This is a genomic window from Deinococcus psychrotolerans (assembly GCF_003860465.1).
Taxonomy (GTDB): Bacteria; Deinococcota; Deinococci; order Deinococcales; family Deinococcaceae; genus Deinococcus; species Deinococcus psychrotolerans.
The window spans coordinates 2,692,798-2,707,906 of record NZ_CP034183.1; the positions used below are offsets into that span (position 1 = coordinate 2,692,798).

Sequence of the window (15,109 nt, forward strand, 5' to 3'; positions counted from 1 at the left end):
AGGGCGCTCCGGCGGGTGAGAAGCAAATTCATGGCTTCACGTTACGCCGCCGAGCGAGCGGTGAAGAGCGAGAAGCCCACAGACTCGGCGCAGATAAGCTTAGATGAAGAGAGCCGCAATTTAGGCCTGCGCCGCGCCGTCCACATCGTCTGCCACTTCTTCTTCGGGCGCACCGTCTTCCGCTTCGGCCACCGCCCGCTTTTTGACTTTGCCGATCTCCTTGACCCGTCCCGAAAACAGGCGCGTGACTTCTAGATAATTGGGATGTGCCCGCACGTCTCCGGCGGGGCCATTGGCGGCTTTGGCAGGCGCGGCACGGTTCGGGGGAGCCGGCGCTTGAACGGCTGGCGTTTGGGCGGCGGGCGGGGGCGTGGCCCTTTGCTGAGGTGTTCCCGGCGGCGTGGCGCTCAGTTCCACCGGCCCGCCGAGGTCGTCCCAGTCGGGTTCTTGACTCACCTCAAGTGGAATATACAGCTCGCGCTCATGATTGGTTGGCGGCGGTATTGGGCGCTGACCAGGAGCGGCCACCGGGTCGGCGGCGTGGCGCTGGGCCTGTGGGCGGCGCTCCGGCAGCGGGGCGGGCGCGGCGTCGTCGGGCGAGGCAGGCAGGGGTGTGATTGGTAAAGGAGCAGGCCGAACCGGGTCGGGCCTCGCAGGTGTCGGGCGAGGCGGGCGGGCGCTCGGTTCGAAGTCAGGCAGATCCATTCCATCGGGAGCGGCCTGTTCCACGGCTGGCTGTTCAACGGCCTGCTCAGGCGGCGGCAGCGTGGCGGTGGCGCTGCGGGCGCTGGCCGGAGCGTTGCGGCGTCCAGTCGGCGCGAAGTCGGGGATGTCGTCTACCGAAAGGTTGTTTACTATATTTGCGAATTTCTCTTCAGTGACTACTTTGTCCACGGTAGGAGGTGAGGCGAGATTATTGGTCAGGAATTTGACTTTCCTTTCGCCAAATGACACTACTTCGACACTTACTCCGCCCATCATTTCCTGAATGATTTTTGATATTTCATCAAAATTTCTAATTACACCGTCTCCGTGAAATTTGTTTAGAGGTTTGCCTTTTGCGTCTGCTCTATCAAATATCAGGAGGATTTTATTTCCTTGATCCTCGAAACGGCCCTCGCGTAGAAAAGCTCTGTACTGCTGGCCCCCCTTCTTGACAATAACTTCTAAAATTTCAGCCCAAGTTGGGCGACTCTTTGAGACATTTCTCGCTGGAGTTTCTTGAAGGTTAGTACTCTTCCGCTCTTTATCATGGATGATTTCATTGTTCGTCGGAGGTGGGATTGTTTCTCTAATAGAGCTATCTATCTTCTGCGCTTTGAGCGCCCTGACTTCCTGCTCCAGCTTGGACAGGCGGGCGGCGTCGGCGGCACTCAGGCCAGCCGCAGAACTTGCCACTCCGTTTTGGGTTTGCCGAGGCGCTGGACTGTTACTGCCGCTCCCCTCTCCAGCGATCAGCGCGTGGGTCAGCGCCAACTCTAAGCTGAGCTGATCGGCTCCGCGACTGAAACGGGCTTCCTGGGCGTCCAGCGCGGCTTGCAGCCTCAGTAGGCGTGGCACCTCGGCCCCCTCTAGCTTCTCGCCCTCCAGGCCCAGCTCGGCGTGAAGCGCTTCGCTCAGCGCCGACACCAGGCCTTCCACCACCGTGCGGGCAGCGTAGCCGTCGCGGTAGAGCTGTGCCGCGCCCTCCAGCAGCGTCCCAGCGTCCAAGTTGACCAGCGCGGCGGCCATTTGGCGTACCCGTTCGGACGGTGGCAAACCCAGCGCGGCTTCCACGCCGCTGCGGGTGATCATCTGACCGGCCGCCAGCATCCGCTCCAGCAGGCTCTCGCCGTCGCGCATGGCTCCGTCGGCGAGGCGGCCCATCAGGTTGAGCGCTTCCGGTTCGGCCTGCGCTCCTTCCTCGGTGACGAGTCCGGCCAGCTTTCCAGCGATCTCAGCCGCCGTCAGCCGCCGAAAACGGTAATGCTGGCAGCGCGACAAGATGGTGGGGATGATCTTTTCCGGCTCGGTGGTCGCCAGAATGAAAATGACGTGCTCGGGCGGCTCCTCCAACGTTTTAAGCAGCGCATTGAAGGCGGCCCGCGACATCATGTGCGCTTCGTCGAGGATGTAGATTTTTTTGCCGCCGCGCATGGCCGACAGTCCCACTTTCTCGCGCAGGTCGCGCACGTCGTCCACGCTATTGTTGCTGGCGGCGTCAATTTCCAGCACGTCCGGATGGCTGCCCGCCCGCACGCTCAGGCAGCTTTCGCACTCGCCGCAGGGCTTTTTGCCGGGGGCCTGGCAATTGGCGGTCATGGCAATCAAGCGGGCGGTGGTGGTTTTGCCCACGCCGCGCGGCCCCGAGAATAGGTAGGCGTGACCGACCCGGCCCGCTTCCAGCGCCGAGCGCAGCACATCTTTGACATGTTCTTGGCCTACCACCTGTTCCCAGTTGATGGGCCTTGCCCGCTGATAAATGGCGCTCACGGCTTCAGTTTACGGCTCAGCTCAGCAGCGGCGCAGTGAGGGAGGGCAGGGTGTGGCCTCACAGGCGTGGTTGGCCCGCTGTTTGGGGCGTTGTCATTTGAGGCGGCGGCGTCTGACCGGCGGCGGGCAGCTTGGCCGCCTCGCCGCGCCACTGATAAACGCTGACTGCGCCCACAATCAGCAGCGCCAGCAAAATGAAGCTGAGCCAGTCATTGAGGTGAGGGCCAGCGGCGCGGAACTTGGTGGGCCGAGCGGCGGCGCGGGGAGCGCTCCTTTTGGAAGCGGGCGATTTGGAAGCGCCTTGGAGCGGACTGGGCTTGGCGGCGGTGGGGGACACTGCTGAGGCGGTGTTGGTGGCGGTCAAGCCGCCTGTGGTCGGCGTCATCACGGTCACCGACACGGCCTTTTTTTGACGCGGTTTGCTGGCCCGCTTGGGCTTGGCCGCACCGCCCGCTTCCAAGTCAGTCATGCGGCCCCACCGGAGCGTCAGGCAAAAGGGGAAAAACCAGTTCTAAGCTCATCACAGAATCAGCATAACCGAATCTGCCTTCAACTGAAAGGCGCGTGGCGATTCAGTATCCCAAGTGCTGCACCTTCGCGCCCTGCGAGACCAGCCAATCGGTCAGGGTGCCCACCGCCGCCTTGACCGCTGGGGTGATGATCGGGCCGCCGAATTTGCCGAGCCGCACCAAGACCGTGCCGCCCTCACGCTGGGTTACGTTGACCAAGACTTCCTGGGTCAGTTCGCCTTCCACCACATGCGCCAGCACGGTAAATTCGTCGCGTCGCAGACTGCGGTAAGCGTCCAGCAGCACCACCGTATACGGCTCAGTTCCAGTCCCGCGCTGCGTTTGGCGCTGAAAGTGGGCAAACAGGTCGTCGAAGGTCAGTGTTGCGGGCAAGCGCTCTAAAATGGCGTGTGGCACGCGGGTGTCCTCCAAATGGTCGGCTATATCTTGCGGGAAGGGTTGAATGTCAGTGTGAGGATAATCCGGCTGACTGGTGGCCACGAAGCGGGCGTGCTGGGCGCTGAGGCCGAGCCCCTGCCACTTGAGGGCGTATTTGGTGTGCGCGGCGGCGGCGGGAGCCTCGGCCCGCTCAACGCGCATCACACCGCTTTTCTCGGCTTCGTGGCAAGCAAAGTCAAAATACTCGTCGTGATCGGTGGTCAGCAGCACTGCGCCGCCGACTTGCAAGCGGCTTGCCGCGAGCCGGAAAAAGTCGGCCCTCAGCAAGCGGTGATCCTCGTGTTCGGCTTTGGGCCAGGGATCGGGAAAGTTGACGATGATCTGACTCAGCGCTCCGGCTGGCACCACCTCGCGCAGCAGCGGAGTGGCGGGCAGCTTGGTCAGGTGGGCATTGCTCAGCCCCGCCTGAGTCAGCCGCCGCGCCGCTTTGAGCAAACTCACGCCGCTGAGTTCTACGCCGAGGTAATTGGGAGCCGCACCGAAAGTTTGAGCGTACTGCGGCCAGAACCGGCCGTCGCCGAAGCCGATTTCCAGTGCCCAGGGCCGCTCGGCAGTGTCGGGATAGAGGCGGGCAACAGCGTCTGGAAAATGGAACTCGCCGAGGCGGTAAATCATGCTGATCCCAACTGACGGGCCAAAGCTGCCGCGTCCTCCAGCACCGAGGCGTAGGTGTGCTGACCCGGCGTGCAGCGGCCCAGCGCATAGACATTGTCCAGCCGGCTCACCTTGAAGCCGTCCAGTTCGCCGGGGGCCAGCACCTGAAAGCGGACTTCGTATTCCACTGCGCCGGCTTGCGGCAGCACTTCGCCCGAACCGTAAGTCAAATATAGGCCGTGCGCCGCCAAGTCTTCGGACAAAAAGTCGTAAGCTACCTCGCTCAGCCGCCCCGCATCTTCCATCGTGTCACCGATCAGCAAGCGGCCTTTCAGGAACGCGCCCACCGCCAGCACCACCATTTTGGCGCGGAGTGGCGGGCCTTCCCACGTTGAAAGATTGATTTCGGCGTCCTCTTCGTTCAGTGCTGTGACGCACGACTGCAACAGGTGGATGCCTGCCGTGCCTTCCAGTTCGGCTTTGAGGTGGCGGTGGAAGATCCAGCCGTCGGTCTGGGGGGCAATGGCACTTTTGACTTGGGTGAATACGCTGTCAGCGGGAAATTCAGCGCCTGATACGTCCGGCTGATACAGGTTGCCCAGATGGTCGAGCGCCTGCGAAACGAGCAGCACGTCCTGACCGGCGCGGGCGAGTCGCCAGGCCAGCTCGCAGCCGGCCAGCCCCGCGCCGATGACGGCCACGTCGTAGAGGTGCCCCGGCTGCGGCTGACTGCGGGGAGGAGAGGAAGACTTGAACATCAAACAGGGAGTTTAGCGCATCGCTGAGCGCTTTGGCCCTACTTCCCTGCCGCCTTAAACTTTTTGGCGTCCGGCGAAAAGAGCGCGTCCCAGGTGGCTTTATCGAGGACGCCGCTGGCTTTGAGAGCATTGGCCGTTTGAAAGTCGCTGACGGCTTTGCTGGTGTTGGGCCCGTACCAACCGTCGCCCACGCCGCCTTTGCCGCCTAAAGTCAGGGCGATGAGGCGGTTTTGAGCAGCCAGCACGTCGGGGCCGGAAAGACGCGGCGTTTTAAGTTGGAGGCTGCGGCTGAACGGCACTGTCACGGGGCTCTTTGACGCAGTTTGGGGCGGCGTTTTCTTCGCTGTCGTACCAGCGGCGTTGGGCGAGGCGGCCTGAAAAGTGCCAGTCTTGGGCGCTGGCGTTGCGGTGGCCGGTGGAGTGGCAGGCGTTGATGCTGGCGTAGTAGTGGGCGCAGGCTTGGTGATGGTGGTGGCGGGCTTGGCCGCAGGTGTCGGCGTGGTCACGGCGGAAGCGGCCACAGTGGGAGCGTCCAGATAAATGAGGCTGCGGTCTTTGTTGCTCTCGTCGCTGGCCACCCGCAAATACACGGTGCCGCTGGGCATCTTGACCCAGTTGAACACCGTGCGCTGATCGTCGCGGCTGCGCCACACGCCGTAGAGGTCGCTGCCCAGCGCCGAGCTGATAGAGGAGCGCACCGTTTCCACGTCGCCCTGCACGCCCACACAGCGCTTGTCGGGCGTGCCGATGGTTCCGTAAGCCGCCGGGCAGTTTCGCAGCACGCCGTCAAAAGCCTGAGCCACCCGCAGCGCCGCCGCGTTGATGTCAGAAGGCGTCGGCACTGTCCCCACTGCAAGAGGATCGGAAGCCGTGGGCGCGGACGTGGTGGCGGTAGGGGTGACGTTGCTGGCCAAAGCCGCCGGCCTAGCCCCGGCCAGCAGCAAGCTGAGAACAAGCATCACGGGGGCGGCAAAGTGTTTCATAGCTCAATCTTTATCACGCGCCGGTATGTTTACAGTGCAAAGGAAAGCGCTCGGCGTCTCGGCAGTTTTCTCACGTGGCTGTCAGGCGTCTTGGTGCTCGGCGGCGCTCTACACTTGAGGCATGCCTCCCCGCCCGCCGCCGACCCGCGCCGAATACCCAGTCTCTGTACCGCTGCAAACCCGCTGGGCCGACAACGACCTCTACGGCCACGTCAACAACGCCGCTTATTACACCTACTTCGATACGGCGGTCAACACCTATCTCATCCAAGCGGGCGTACTGGACATTCATGCCGGAGATGTGATCGGCTTGGTCGTGGAAACTGGCTGCGTCTACTTTGCGCCGCTGGCCTTTCCCGAACCGCTCAGCGTGGGCCTGAAGGTCGCCAAACTGGGCCGCAGCAGCGTTCGCTACGAGCTGGCCGTGTTCAGGGAAGGCGAGGACATGGCAGCGGCGGCAGCGCATTTCGTTCACGTCTACGTAGACCGCCAAACCCGCCGCCCACTTGAAGTTTCGGGAGAGCTGCGGCGGGTGCTGGAGGGCTTATTGGTCGTCTAGCTTTCTTCTCCTGTCGCCACTGCCCGCGTGTCGTCGCTGACCCAGTCGCTCCACGATCCGGCGTAGAGGCGCACGCCCGGCCCCGGTTCGCGTCCTGCTACGGCCAGAGCCAGCAAGTTGCCTGCCGCCGACACCCCGCTGCCGCAGTACAGCACCACCTCGCCCGCCGGAAAGCGCTCCGCCTGTTCGTCCAGCGCTTTGAAAGTGCCGTCAGCGCTCAGGCTGCTGGCCCAGTCCCGGTTGGTGGCCCCCGGAATGTGCCCGGCTTTTTTATCCATCGGCTCGGTGTCGCCCCGGTAGCGGGCAGCGGCGCGGGAATCGATCAAGGTCACGGATTGGGGTAGCGAGGCTACCTCGTCCGCACTGGCCAGCCAGCCTTGCTGCACGTCGGGGGTGAAGGTGGCCTGAACGTGGGCGGGTTCTTCGGTACTGACCTCTCCGCCCGCCGCCAGATAAGCGGGCCAGCCACCGTCCAGCACCTGCACTTTGATGTGGCCCAGCCAGCGCAGCAGCCACCAGGCGTGGGCGGCGTAAAAGCCTTGCCCGGTGCTGGGATCGTCGTAGATCACCACCTGATGCTCGTCACCGATGCCCTGCTTGCCCAGCCAATCGGCCAGCGTTTGGGGGTCGGGCAGAGGGTGACGGCCCCCCGCGCCGCTCGGCTGCACTTCGCCGCTGAGATCGGTCTCCAAGTCAGCAAAGACGGCGCTGGGAACGTGGCTCTCCCCATAGGCCAGCCGCCCAGACAGCGGATCGGCCAGCGCGTAGCGGGTGTCCAGAACGCGCAACATGGGGTGATCAAGCTGCTTGACGAAATCGGCGGCGCTGATGAGAGGTGAGGGCATAAGTTTAAGTTTAAGTCACCCCACCGGAAAGGCCCACTTTATTTGCTCATCGGCCTCCTTCTCTGATACACTTCTGCGGTGCGCTCCGGCTGGCTGCTGACGGGCGTAAACGACGTCACGAGCGTGGCCCGCTGAGAAAAGCGGAAGTTGAACCCTCAACGCTTACAAGGAATAAAAATAACATGGTCAAGATTCGCCTTTCCCGCTTTGGTTCGGCCCATAACCCTCACTACCGCATCGTGGTCACCGATGCCCGCCGCCCCCGTGACGGCGGTTACATCGAAAACCTCGGTCACTATGACCCCCGCAAGACCAGCGAAAACTACGTCAAGGTCAATGTGGAGCGCACCCAAGTCTGGCTGGCCAACGGCGCACAGGCCACCGACACCGCCCGCCGCATCCTCAAGACGCAGGGCGTGAAGTTCTAAACTTTAAGCAGATGAGAAAGCCGTCTCCGTTTGGGGGGCGGTTTTTTTATTGTCCCCCTCCCCCTGCCCCTTCGTCATTTCCTCGCAAGACCCGCCGCGCTAGAATGCCGCGCATGAGTGATCCCGTGAAGATGGCGCTGTTTTTGGCGCAAAGTGTCGTTGACCAACCTGCCGCCGTGCGTGCCACCGTGCGCGGCCCCACCATTATGCTGCGGGTTGCGGGCGGCGAAGAAGGCCGGGTGATCGGGCGGCAGGGCCGCGTCATCAGCGCTATACGCACGCTGGTGCGGGCCGCCGATTCGCAGGGCAAGCTGGGCGTCGACCTCGACGCGCCGCGCCGCGAGCGGTGAGCGCTCCGAATAAATCGGCCCCCGAGCAGACCACTTTGGTCGGCACTTTGCTGGGGCCGCACGGTGTAGCAGGGGCCATCAAGTTGCAGGTGATCGGCTCGCCGCAGCAGCTCAGCAAGCTCAAGCGCCTGTATATCGGGGAGCTGGGCTGGACGCGGGTGCTGAAATTCGAGCTGCACGGGGCTGGCCCGGCCATCACGCTGGGCGGCATTTTAGACCGCACCGCCGCCGCAGAGTTGCGTGGGCGGCCCGTGTATGCCCACGACGACGAGTTGCCTGCGCTGCCCGAAGGTGAGTATTACTACCACCAGTTGCGCGGCCTGGAGGTCAAAGACGCCGCCGGAACGGTGCTGGGCGAGGTGACGGACGTGCTGGACGCCGGACATCAGGATTTGCTGGTGGTCAAGTCTCAGCGGGGCGGCGGCCTGATTCCGCTGCAAGCCCCGTACGTGAAAATTAACCCCGGCGTGGGCATCCTGCTGACCGAGGACGCTCCGCTGGGCTTGCTGGGCGATGGAGCCAGCGAAGCAGAGGGCGAGCCGCTCGACGGAGCCGGTGAATAACGCGCCTCAGCTCACCTTCAGCGTTCTGACGCTTTTTCCCGAGTTGCTGCGGCCCTTCACCGAGGAAGCGCTGCTGGGCAAAGCGCGGGACAAAGGCTTGCTGGCCTACCGCCTGATTGATCTGCGGAGCTACGCGGGCAACAAACACAACAAAGTAGATGACTCCCCTTACGGCGGCGGCGCGGGCATGGTCATTCGGGTAGACGTGGTGGCGCGGGCGCTTGAGGCTCTGAGCGCTGAAGGAAGCGGTACAGATGCGCCGGACGAGGTGATTTTGTTGACTCCGGCGGGGCCACGCTTCGACCAGCGCACCGCCGAAGAACTGGCCGGCAAGCGCCATATCGCTCTGTTGTGTGGCCGCTACGAGGGCTTTGACGCCCGCACCGAGTCGCTGGTCACCCGCGAACTGAGCCTCGGCGACTTTGTAATGATGGGTGGGGAAGCCGCCGCTGCCTGCGTGATGGAAGCGGTGGGCCGTCTGGTGTCAGGCGTGATCGGTGACGAGGCCAGCCACTTGCAAGACAGCTTTAGCAGCGGTCTGCTGGACTATCCGGAGTACACCCGCCCGGTCAGTTGGCAGGGCGAGGACGTACCGCCCGAACTCCTGAGCGGCAACCACGCGGCCATTGAGCGCTGGCGGCGAGATCAGGCGCTTGGGCGCACGCTAGAACGCCGCCCCGATTTGTTGCCGCACGCCAACTTAACTCCGCTCGACAGCGCCGCGCTGCTGACACTGGGCGTCAGCGCCGAGCAGTTAGAAGTTTGGGGAGCGCCTCCGCCGCCGAAAGTAAAGAGGAAGCGCAAAAGGGGAGAGTGACGCCTTAGCGCGTGGGCTGGGTCTGGCGCAAGATGACTTCGATCCAGTTGGCCGCAATGTAGAGCGGCCCGAATGAGAGAGCGAGGCTGAGCAGACCGAGTAGCGCCAAATCCAGGCCGCCGCCGAAGCCCTTACCGCTCAACAGAGGCGTGAGCAAACCGCCAGAAAAGAGCAGCGTACTTCCCACAGTGGTCAGGGCCAGTGCGCCGAGTGTGCCCCACATGCCGCGTGTTCCCAGATCGCGCCGCCCGCGCCAGATTCCCAGGACGAGCACCAGGGCCGCCGCCAGAACGCCGAAGCTGAGGCCTGCTCCGCTCAGGTTGATGGTATTCATGACCCGGAGTTTAGCAAGCTGCTCTACTTGGGCGTCGTTTCGCGGTCGCCGTTTGGCAAGGGCTTGGAAGAGTCAGGCGCTGGGTTTTGTCAATGCTAACGACGGCACTGCACATCTGGCATCTGTCCAAAGTCGAGCATTGTTTCAGCTCCGCGTCATCTCCAGCGGCACGACCCACTTCCCAAATTCTTCCTCGGTCACGTAGCCCAGCGACAGCGCCGCGTCTTTAAGGCTGCTGCCTTCCTTGTGTGCCTTCTTGGCAATGGCGGCGGCTTTGTCGTAGCCGATGTGCTTATTGAGCGCCGTGACCTGCATCAGGTTGATGTCGAGGTTGTGCTGAATCTTCTCGCGGTTGGGTTCGATGCCTGCCGCGCAGTTGTCATTGAAGGCCAGTGAGGCGTCGGAAATGAGGCGAATGCTTTCCAGCACAGCGTGAACCATCACCGGCTTGAAGACGTTGAGCTGAAAGTTGCCCTGCGACCCGGCGAAAGCGACGGTGGCGTCGTTGCCGAAGACGCGGGTGGCGACCATCGTCAGCGCCTCACTCTGGGTGGGGTTGACCTTGCCGGGCATGATGGAGCTGCCCGGCTCATTTTCGGGAATGGTAATTTCGCCGATGCCGTTGCGCGGCCCCGAGGCCAGCCAGCGCACATCGTTGGCCATTTTCATCAGTGCGCCTGACAGCGTGCGGATCGCCGCCGAGACTTGCACCAGCGCGTCGTGGGCGCTGAGAGCCGCGAATTTATTTTCAGCCGACTTGAAGGGAAAGCCAGTTTCCTCGGCGTACTTCTGGGCTGCCAGGTCGCCGAATTTGGGGTGGGCGTTCAGCCCCGTACCCACCGCCGTGCCGCCAATCGCCAGGTCATACAGCCCCGTTTCGGCGTGCTTGACTTCACCCAGCGCGTAGTCGAGCTGCGCCACCCAGCCGCCGATTTCTTGGCCCAGCGTGATGGGCGTGGCGTCTTGCAGGTGGGTGCGGCCCACCTTGACGATCCCGGCAAATTCCTCAGACTTGGCGTGCAAGGTATCGCGCAACTTGCCGACGCTGCCGTAAAGCCGCTCGTTGAGTTCCAGCACCACGGCGATATGCATGGCAGTTGGGAAGGTATCGTTGCTGCTTTGGCCCCGGTTGACGTGATCGTTCGGGTGAACGGGCTTTTTGCTGCCCATCTCGCCGCCTGCCAGTTCAATGGCGCGGTTGCTGATCACTTCATTGGCGTTCATGTTGCTCTGGGTGCCGCTTCCGGTTTGAAAGACCACCAGCGGAAAGTGACTGTCGAGCTGTCCTGAAATCACTTCGTCGGCGGCCCTGACGATCAAGTCGGCCACGTCCTGCGGCAACTCGCCTAGGTCAGCGTTGGCCTGCGCCGCACCCTTCTTCAAAATGCCCAATGCCCGCACAATCGGGCGGCCCATCACGAAGGTGTCGCGGCCAATCGGGAAATTGTGAATGCTGCGCTCGGTTTGTGCTCCCCAGTAGCGGTCGGCCTGCACCTCTTGGGTGCCCATCGTGTCGGATTCGGTGCGGGTTTTGGGATTGGAAGTCATTTCCACAGTTTAAGGGGTCGTCGGGAGGTGGGAGCGGTTTGGTGCGTAAAAACATCCCCTTTGTCTTGAACAAATGCGACATCTCCGCCCTGTCCCGGTGGCGGATGCGCCCGCGCCCGCCTTCTGCCAGAGTGGAAGGGTGGCTTACCTAGAGTTCTCGCCTGACACCCGCCTGAGCCATTTGGTGCGGAATTATTTTCAGGGATCTGGGAAATTTCACAGCGGCCCAGAAGAACACCGCTTTATGCCTGAACGCTTGGTGCGCCTGACCTTTTCGGTGGGTCAGATTTGGCAGGGTTTACTGATGGGTGGAGCATTGGAGCCGAGGCCCAGTGCCCTGCTGTCGGGCCTGACTCTGATCCCCTTGCGGGCCGCCTCTCAGGGCGTTTTGATTTCCATCGCCACTCCCGCCGAATCGCAGGGACAGGTGCAGGGCGGCACGGGAGCGTTCAGTTCGCTGGCGCAAATCGCTGGGCCGCTCGGCGGCGGGCAGCTCTACTCGCGCCTCGGCCCCGGCGCGACCTACGGCGCGGCGGCGGCGCTGGCTGTGGCAGCGCTGAAGCCGACGGGCCATTCTCAAATCCGGCATGAGTGCTGGCCGCGTCGGTGGTGGCGGGGAAGTCAGGTTTGGCTTCCTTTGCCTTGTCGGATTGGAACATACCCACCCGATTCAGCCAGCAGCGCCCATAAGCAAGTGCCCTGAACAACGGTGCTCAAACCGTATACTGCCTCCACACCGACTTTGGTCTGCCGCCAAGGTGTTTGGCACGCTGGTCTTTTCCTGCTTTGGTGCTCAAGTTTGGGTTGATTTCAATGTGCCGACTTGCAAAGCGCAGGAACCGCCGCGCCGCTCAAGGCCTCACCTTGGAGAGTACCCATGTCAGAGCAGCCCCCAACGCCGCCCCCCGCATCCGAACAAACAACCACCGACCTGCCCGCCGTCGACGCGGCTTCTTCTTTGTCCCCTGCGCTTCCTCCGGCGCTCATCGTGGGCATTGGCGGCTCGGCAGGAGCGCTTGACGCCTACGAGCGCTTTTTTGTCGGTTTGCCGCTGGGCAGTCAAATGGCCTTCGTGGTGATCTCACACCTCGACCCGCACCAAGAAAGCCTGATGCCCGAAATTTTGCAGCGCTGCACCGTGCTGCACGTGGAAGCGGTTCGTGACGGCACCGTGATAAAGGCCGACTCGGTCTACGTGGCTCCGCCGGGGTTCAGTGTGGCGGTGCGGGGCGGGACTTTGCAGCTTCAAGCGCTGTCTCAGGCCAAAGGCCACACCATCGACGCTTTTTTTGTCAGCCTGGCCGCCGATCAGGGTGAGCGGGCGGCGTGCGTCGTGTTGTCGGGCATGGGCAAAGACGGCACGGCGGGAGCGCAGGCCATCAAAGAGGCGGGCGGGCGGGTGCTGGTGCAAGACCCCAGCACGGCGGAGTTCGGCTCAATGCCCCTCAGCGCCGTCACTGCCGGGGTGGCCGACGCGGTGCTTCCCGCCGAAGAACTGGCCACCCGCTTATACACCTGGGTCAACGCCAAGTCGCTGACGCCCGTGATCGGCAGCAATCTGGAAGTAGAACCCACCGAACTCCACAACATGCTGCTGCTGGTGCGCTCCCGCACCGGGCACGACTTCAGCGGCTACAAGCCGTCTACCCTGGTGCGCCGAATCGACCGCCGCATGAAAAGCCAGCGCATTCAAACCTTTGCAGAGTATTCGCGGATGCTCGAAAGCAGCCCCAGCGAAACCGAAGCGCTCTTTCAAGATTTGACCATCAACGTGACCCGCTTTTTCCGCGACCCCGACGCCTTTGGGCAACTCAAAGAACATTTGCGGAGCATGTTGTTGCTGCGCGACCCGCCGCAGAGCAGCCTGCGGGTATGGGTACCCGGCTGCGCCAGCGGTGAAGAAGCCTACTCGGTGGCGATCATTTTGCACGAATTGGTAGAAGAGTTGGGCAGACCGCTCAATATCCAGATTTTTGCCACCGACATTGATCAGCAGGCCATCGACGCGGCCCGTTTGAGCGTGTATCCGCTCAGCATCGCCCACGTGGTGTCGGCCCAGCGCCTGCAAAAGTATTTCCGGCGCAGCGAAGAAGGCTACCAAATTCAGGGTTTTATCCGCGAGTCGGTGGTGTTTGCTCTCCACAACACCTTCAGCGACCCGCCGTTTACCCGGCTCGATTTGCTGTGCTGCCGCAACATGCTGATCTACTTCAGGGCCGAGTTGCAGCAGCGGGTCTTGGGGGTGTTTCACTACGCCCTCAACCCCGGCGGCCTGCTGTTTTTGGGCACCAGCGAAACGCTCGGCGCTCAGCGTGACCATTTCGCGGCGCTGGACTCGCACTGGCGGATTTACCGGCGCGGGCCGGAAGCGGCCAGACCCTTGCCCTCAGGGCAAATGACCCCGAGGGGCGCGGGCGGCCTGAGCCGGGGAGCCGCGCCGTTTCAAGGCGTCTTGGCCTTGCCGCACCGCACTTTGTCGCAGCAGGTTCAGCGCGTTTTGCTCTCGCAGTACGCGCCGCCGGCGGTGGTCATCAACGCTTCGGGCGATATTTTGTTTGTCAACGGCCAAACCGGGCGCTACCTGCAACTTCCCAGCGGCACCGGCAGCACCAACAACGTCCTCGAAATGGTCAAAGACGGCCTGCGCTACGACCTGGCCAGCGGCATCCGCGAAGTGCAGCGCGATCAGCGTGAGGTGGTGGTGCATCACCAATTTTTCACTGATGGCGGCTCAGAGGGGGGCGGCGCAGTGGGCAGCAGGGCAGTGGGGCTCGACATTACGCTGCGCCCACTGCACGGCCCCGAGCAAGGGTTGGTCATTATCATTTTCCGCGAGCAGTCCGGCCCCGCCCAGCTGCTCAGCGTGCAAACAGGCCAGCTTGACCAAGTTCAGAGCCTGACCCGCGAACTCCAACACACCCGCGAAACCCTGCAGGCCAATATCGAAGAAATGCTGATTTCGGTAGAAGAACTCAAAAGCACCAACGAGGAATACCAAACCACCATCGAAGAACTCAAAAGCACCAACGAAGAGCTGATGACATCCAAAGAAGAATTGCAGTCCCTCAATGAAGAACTCATCACGTCCAACAGCGAACACCGAATGGTGATCACCGAGCTGGGCCAAATCAATGACGACATGAACAACTTGCTGGAAAGTGCCGGAATCGCCACCCTCTTTTTGGGCAACGATTTCCGCATCAAGCGCTTTACCCCCAAGTTTGCCAGTGTTATTCGGCTGCTGCCCAGTGATATCGGGCGGCCCATCAGCGACTTTCACCTCAAGCTGAACTACCCTTACGTGCTGCGCGATATCGGGCAAGTCTTGGAAACCCTGCTGCCGTTTGAAACCCAAGTCCAGACCCAAGACGGCCACTGGCATCTGCTCAGAATTACGCCTTACCGCACCGCCAACAACTTCATCGACGGCGTGGTGGTGGCCCTGACCGACCTCGACGTGGTCAAAAATCTCGAAGCCGAAGTGCGGCTCTCGGCCCGCTACGCTCAGGCGCTGCTCGAGGGCCTACCCGATCCGGTGCTCGTTTTTGATCAGCACAGCCGCCTCGTGACGGCCAACCCGGCGCTGATCCGCTTGCTGCCCGACGCCGAACCGCAAACGCTGTTGGCCGATGTGAGCGGCGTGTTTGGCCGCCAAGACGTTCAGGCGATGCTCGACAAGGTGATTGCTGGCCGCAATCCGGAAGCGCTGGAGTTGGCGCTGTCGGATGAGTTACAGGCCCAGCGCTTCAAGTTCAGTGCGTGGCCGATCAGCGCCGAGGTGGCGCAGCCTCCGCTTTATTTGCTGCTGCTCGAAGCGCTGCCGCGAGCTTTGTCGGCTGAGCAGTCGCCACCACAAATCTGAGCGAGAAAAGAGCGCACCGCTCCCCCAG

General features: G+C 62.5%; 15 protein-coding genes. 7 read left to right on the plus strand and 8 right to left on the minus strand.

What is annotated here, in order from left to right:
* Positions 1-120 precede the first annotated feature (120 nt).
* From dnaX to EHF33_RS13315, 5 genes are all read right to left on the minus strand, one after another.
* Positions 121-2,472 (minus strand): DNA polymerase III subunit gamma/tau, encoded by a 2,352-nt coding sequence (dnaX, locus tag EHF33_RS13295; protein WP_124872452.1) that lies wholly within the window; start codon positions 2,470-2,472, stop codon positions 121-123.
* Between the two features lie 58 nt (positions 2,473-2,530).
* Positions 2,531-2,941 carry a hypothetical protein gene (locus EHF33_RS13300; protein WP_124872455.1) on the minus strand — a complete coding sequence of 137 codons (411 nt, stop codon included), beginning with the start codon at positions 2,939-2,941 and terminating at the stop codon, positions 2,531-2,533.
* Between the two features lie 103 nt (positions 2,942-3,044).
* On the minus strand, positions 3,045-4,055 hold the full coding sequence (gene trmB, locus EHF33_RS13305) for a tRNA (guanine(46)-N(7))-methyltransferase TrmB (RefSeq protein ID WP_124872457.1): 1,011 nt from the start codon (positions 4,053-4,055) through the stop codon (positions 3,045-3,047).
* The gene (locus EHF33_RS13310) at positions 4,052-4,792 is read right to left on the minus strand and encodes an FAD-dependent oxidoreductase (protein ID WP_124872460.1); all 741 of its coding nucleotides are present in this window, start codon (positions 4,790-4,792) and stop codon (positions 4,052-4,054) included. Before EHF33_RS13310 ends, trmB begins: the two co-directional genes overlap by 4 nt.
* A 38-nt stretch (positions 4,793-4,830) precedes the next feature.
* Positions 4,831-5,775: a peptidoglycan-binding domain-containing protein gene (locus EHF33_RS13315; protein ID WP_241191180.1), complete on the minus strand. Its 945-nt coding sequence runs from the start codon at positions 5,773-5,775 to the stop codon at positions 4,831-4,833.
* 121 nt (positions 5,776-5,896) lie between these two features.
* Between EHF33_RS13315 and EHF33_RS13320 the strand changes: the two genes are divergently transcribed.
* Positions 5,897-6,334 carry an acyl-CoA thioesterase gene (locus EHF33_RS13320; RefSeq protein ID WP_124872464.1) on the plus strand — a complete coding sequence of 146 codons (438 nt, stop codon included), beginning with the start codon at positions 5,897-5,899 and terminating at the stop codon, positions 6,332-6,334.
* On the opposite strand, the gene EHF33_RS13325 is transcribed toward EHF33_RS13320, so the two are convergent.
* Complete coding sequence (locus EHF33_RS13325) at positions 6,331-7,179, minus strand: sulfurtransferase (RefSeq protein ID WP_124872467.1); 849 nt, start codon at positions 7,177-7,179, stop codon at positions 6,331-6,333. The two genes, EHF33_RS13320 and EHF33_RS13325, sit on opposite strands and share 4 nt — an antisense overlap.
* Before the next feature lie 182 nt (positions 7,180-7,361).
* Here EHF33_RS13325 and rpsP point away from each other — a divergent pair, with 182 nt between their 5' ends.
* The 4 genes from rpsP (at position 7,362) to trmD (ending at position 9,337) form a co-directional block, all read left to right on the plus strand.
* Positions 7,362-7,607 carry a 30S ribosomal protein S16 gene (rpsP, locus tag EHF33_RS13330; RefSeq protein ID WP_124872470.1) on the plus strand — a complete coding sequence of 82 codons (246 nt, stop codon included), beginning with the start codon at positions 7,362-7,364 and terminating at the stop codon, positions 7,605-7,607.
* 104 nt (positions 7,608-7,711) lie between these two features.
* Positions 7,712-7,957: a KH domain-containing protein gene (locus EHF33_RS13335; RefSeq protein WP_164473481.1), complete on the plus strand. Its 246-nt coding sequence runs from the start codon at positions 7,712-7,714 to the stop codon at positions 7,955-7,957.
* The gene (gene rimM, locus EHF33_RS13340; RefSeq protein WP_124872476.1) at positions 7,954-8,520 is read left to right on the plus strand and encodes a ribosome maturation factor RimM; all 567 of its coding nucleotides are present in this window, start codon (positions 7,954-7,956) and stop codon (positions 8,518-8,520) included. Before EHF33_RS13335 ends, rimM begins: the two co-directional genes overlap by 4 nt.
* The gene (trmD, locus tag EHF33_RS13345) at positions 8,513-9,337 is read left to right on the plus strand and encodes a tRNA (guanosine(37)-N1)-methyltransferase TrmD (protein ID WP_241191181.1); all 825 of its coding nucleotides are present in this window, start codon (positions 8,513-8,515) and stop codon (positions 9,335-9,337) included. The genes rimM and trmD overlap by 8 nt, the downstream gene beginning before the upstream one ends.
* A 4-nt stretch (positions 9,338-9,341) precedes the next feature.
* Here trmD and EHF33_RS13350 read toward each other — a convergent pair whose 3' ends face one another.
* Both EHF33_RS13350 and fumC read right to left on the minus strand, forming a co-directional pair.
* On the minus strand, positions 9,342-9,671 hold the full coding sequence (locus EHF33_RS13350; protein WP_124872482.1) for a hypothetical protein: 330 nt from the start codon (positions 9,669-9,671) through the stop codon (positions 9,342-9,344).
* 144 nt (positions 9,672-9,815) lie between these two features.
* Complete coding sequence (gene fumC, locus EHF33_RS13355) at positions 9,816-11,219, minus strand: class II fumarate hydratase (protein ID WP_124872486.1); 1,404 nt, start codon at positions 11,217-11,219, stop codon at positions 9,816-9,818.
* Between the two features lie 73 nt (positions 11,220-11,292).
* Here fumC and EHF33_RS13360 point away from each other — a divergent pair, with 73 nt between their 5' ends.
* Positions 11,293-11,922: a hypothetical protein gene (locus tag EHF33_RS13360; protein ID WP_124872489.1), complete on the plus strand. Its 630-nt coding sequence runs from the start codon at positions 11,293-11,295 to the stop codon at positions 11,920-11,922.
* A gap of 174 nt (positions 11,923-12,096) precedes the next feature.
* The gene (locus EHF33_RS13365; protein WP_124872492.1) at positions 12,097-15,081 is read left to right on the plus strand and encodes a CheR family methyltransferase; all 2,985 of its coding nucleotides are present in this window, start codon (positions 12,097-12,099) and stop codon (positions 15,079-15,081) included.
* Positions 15,082-15,109 lie beyond the last annotated feature (28 nt).

Bases quoted from the DNA above. Each gene is read 5' to 3' on its own strand.
- EHF33_RS13300 (WP_124872455.1), bottom strand. From the start codon at position 2,941: ATGACTGACTTGGAAGCGGGCGGTGCGGCCAAGCCCAAGCGGGCCAGC.
- trmB (WP_124872457.1), bottom strand. From the start codon at position 4,055: ATGATTTACCGCCTCGGCGAGTTCCATTTTCCAGACGCTGTTGCCCGC.
- EHF33_RS13310 (WP_124872460.1), bottom strand. From the start codon at position 4,792: ATGTTCAAGTCTTCCTCTCCTCCCCGCAGTCAGCCGCAGCCGGGGCAC.
- EHF33_RS13315 (WP_241191180.1), bottom strand. From the start codon at position 5,775: ATGAAACACTTTGCCGCCCCCGTGATGCTTGTTCTCAGCTTGCTGCTG.
- EHF33_RS13320 (WP_124872464.1), top strand. From the start codon at position 5,897: ATGCCTCCCCGCCCGCCGCCGACCCGCGCCGAATACCCAGTCTCTGTA.
- EHF33_RS13325 (WP_124872467.1), bottom strand. From the start codon at position 7,179: ATGCCCTCACCTCTCATCAGCGCCGCCGATTTCGTCAAGCAGCTTGAT.
- rpsP (WP_124872470.1), top strand. From the start codon at position 7,362: ATGGTCAAGATTCGCCTTTCCCGCTTTGGTTCGGCCCATAACCCTCAC.
- EHF33_RS13335 (WP_164473481.1), top strand. From the start codon at position 7,712: ATGCCGCGCATGAGTGATCCCGTGAAGATGGCGCTGTTTTTGGCGCAA.
- EHF33_RS13350 (WP_124872482.1), bottom strand. From the start codon at position 9,671: ATGAATACCATCAACCTGAGCGGAGCAGGCCTCAGCTTCGGCGTTCTG.
- fumC (WP_124872486.1), bottom strand. From the start codon at position 11,219: ATGACTTCCAATCCCAAAACCCGCACCGAATCCGACACGATGGGCACC.
- EHF33_RS13360 (WP_124872489.1), top strand. From the start codon at position 11,293: ATGCGACATCTCCGCCCTGTCCCGGTGGCGGATGCGCCCGCGCCCGCC.
- EHF33_RS13365 (WP_124872492.1), top strand. From the start codon at position 12,097: ATGTCAGAGCAGCCCCCAACGCCGCCCCCCGCATCCGAACAAACAACC.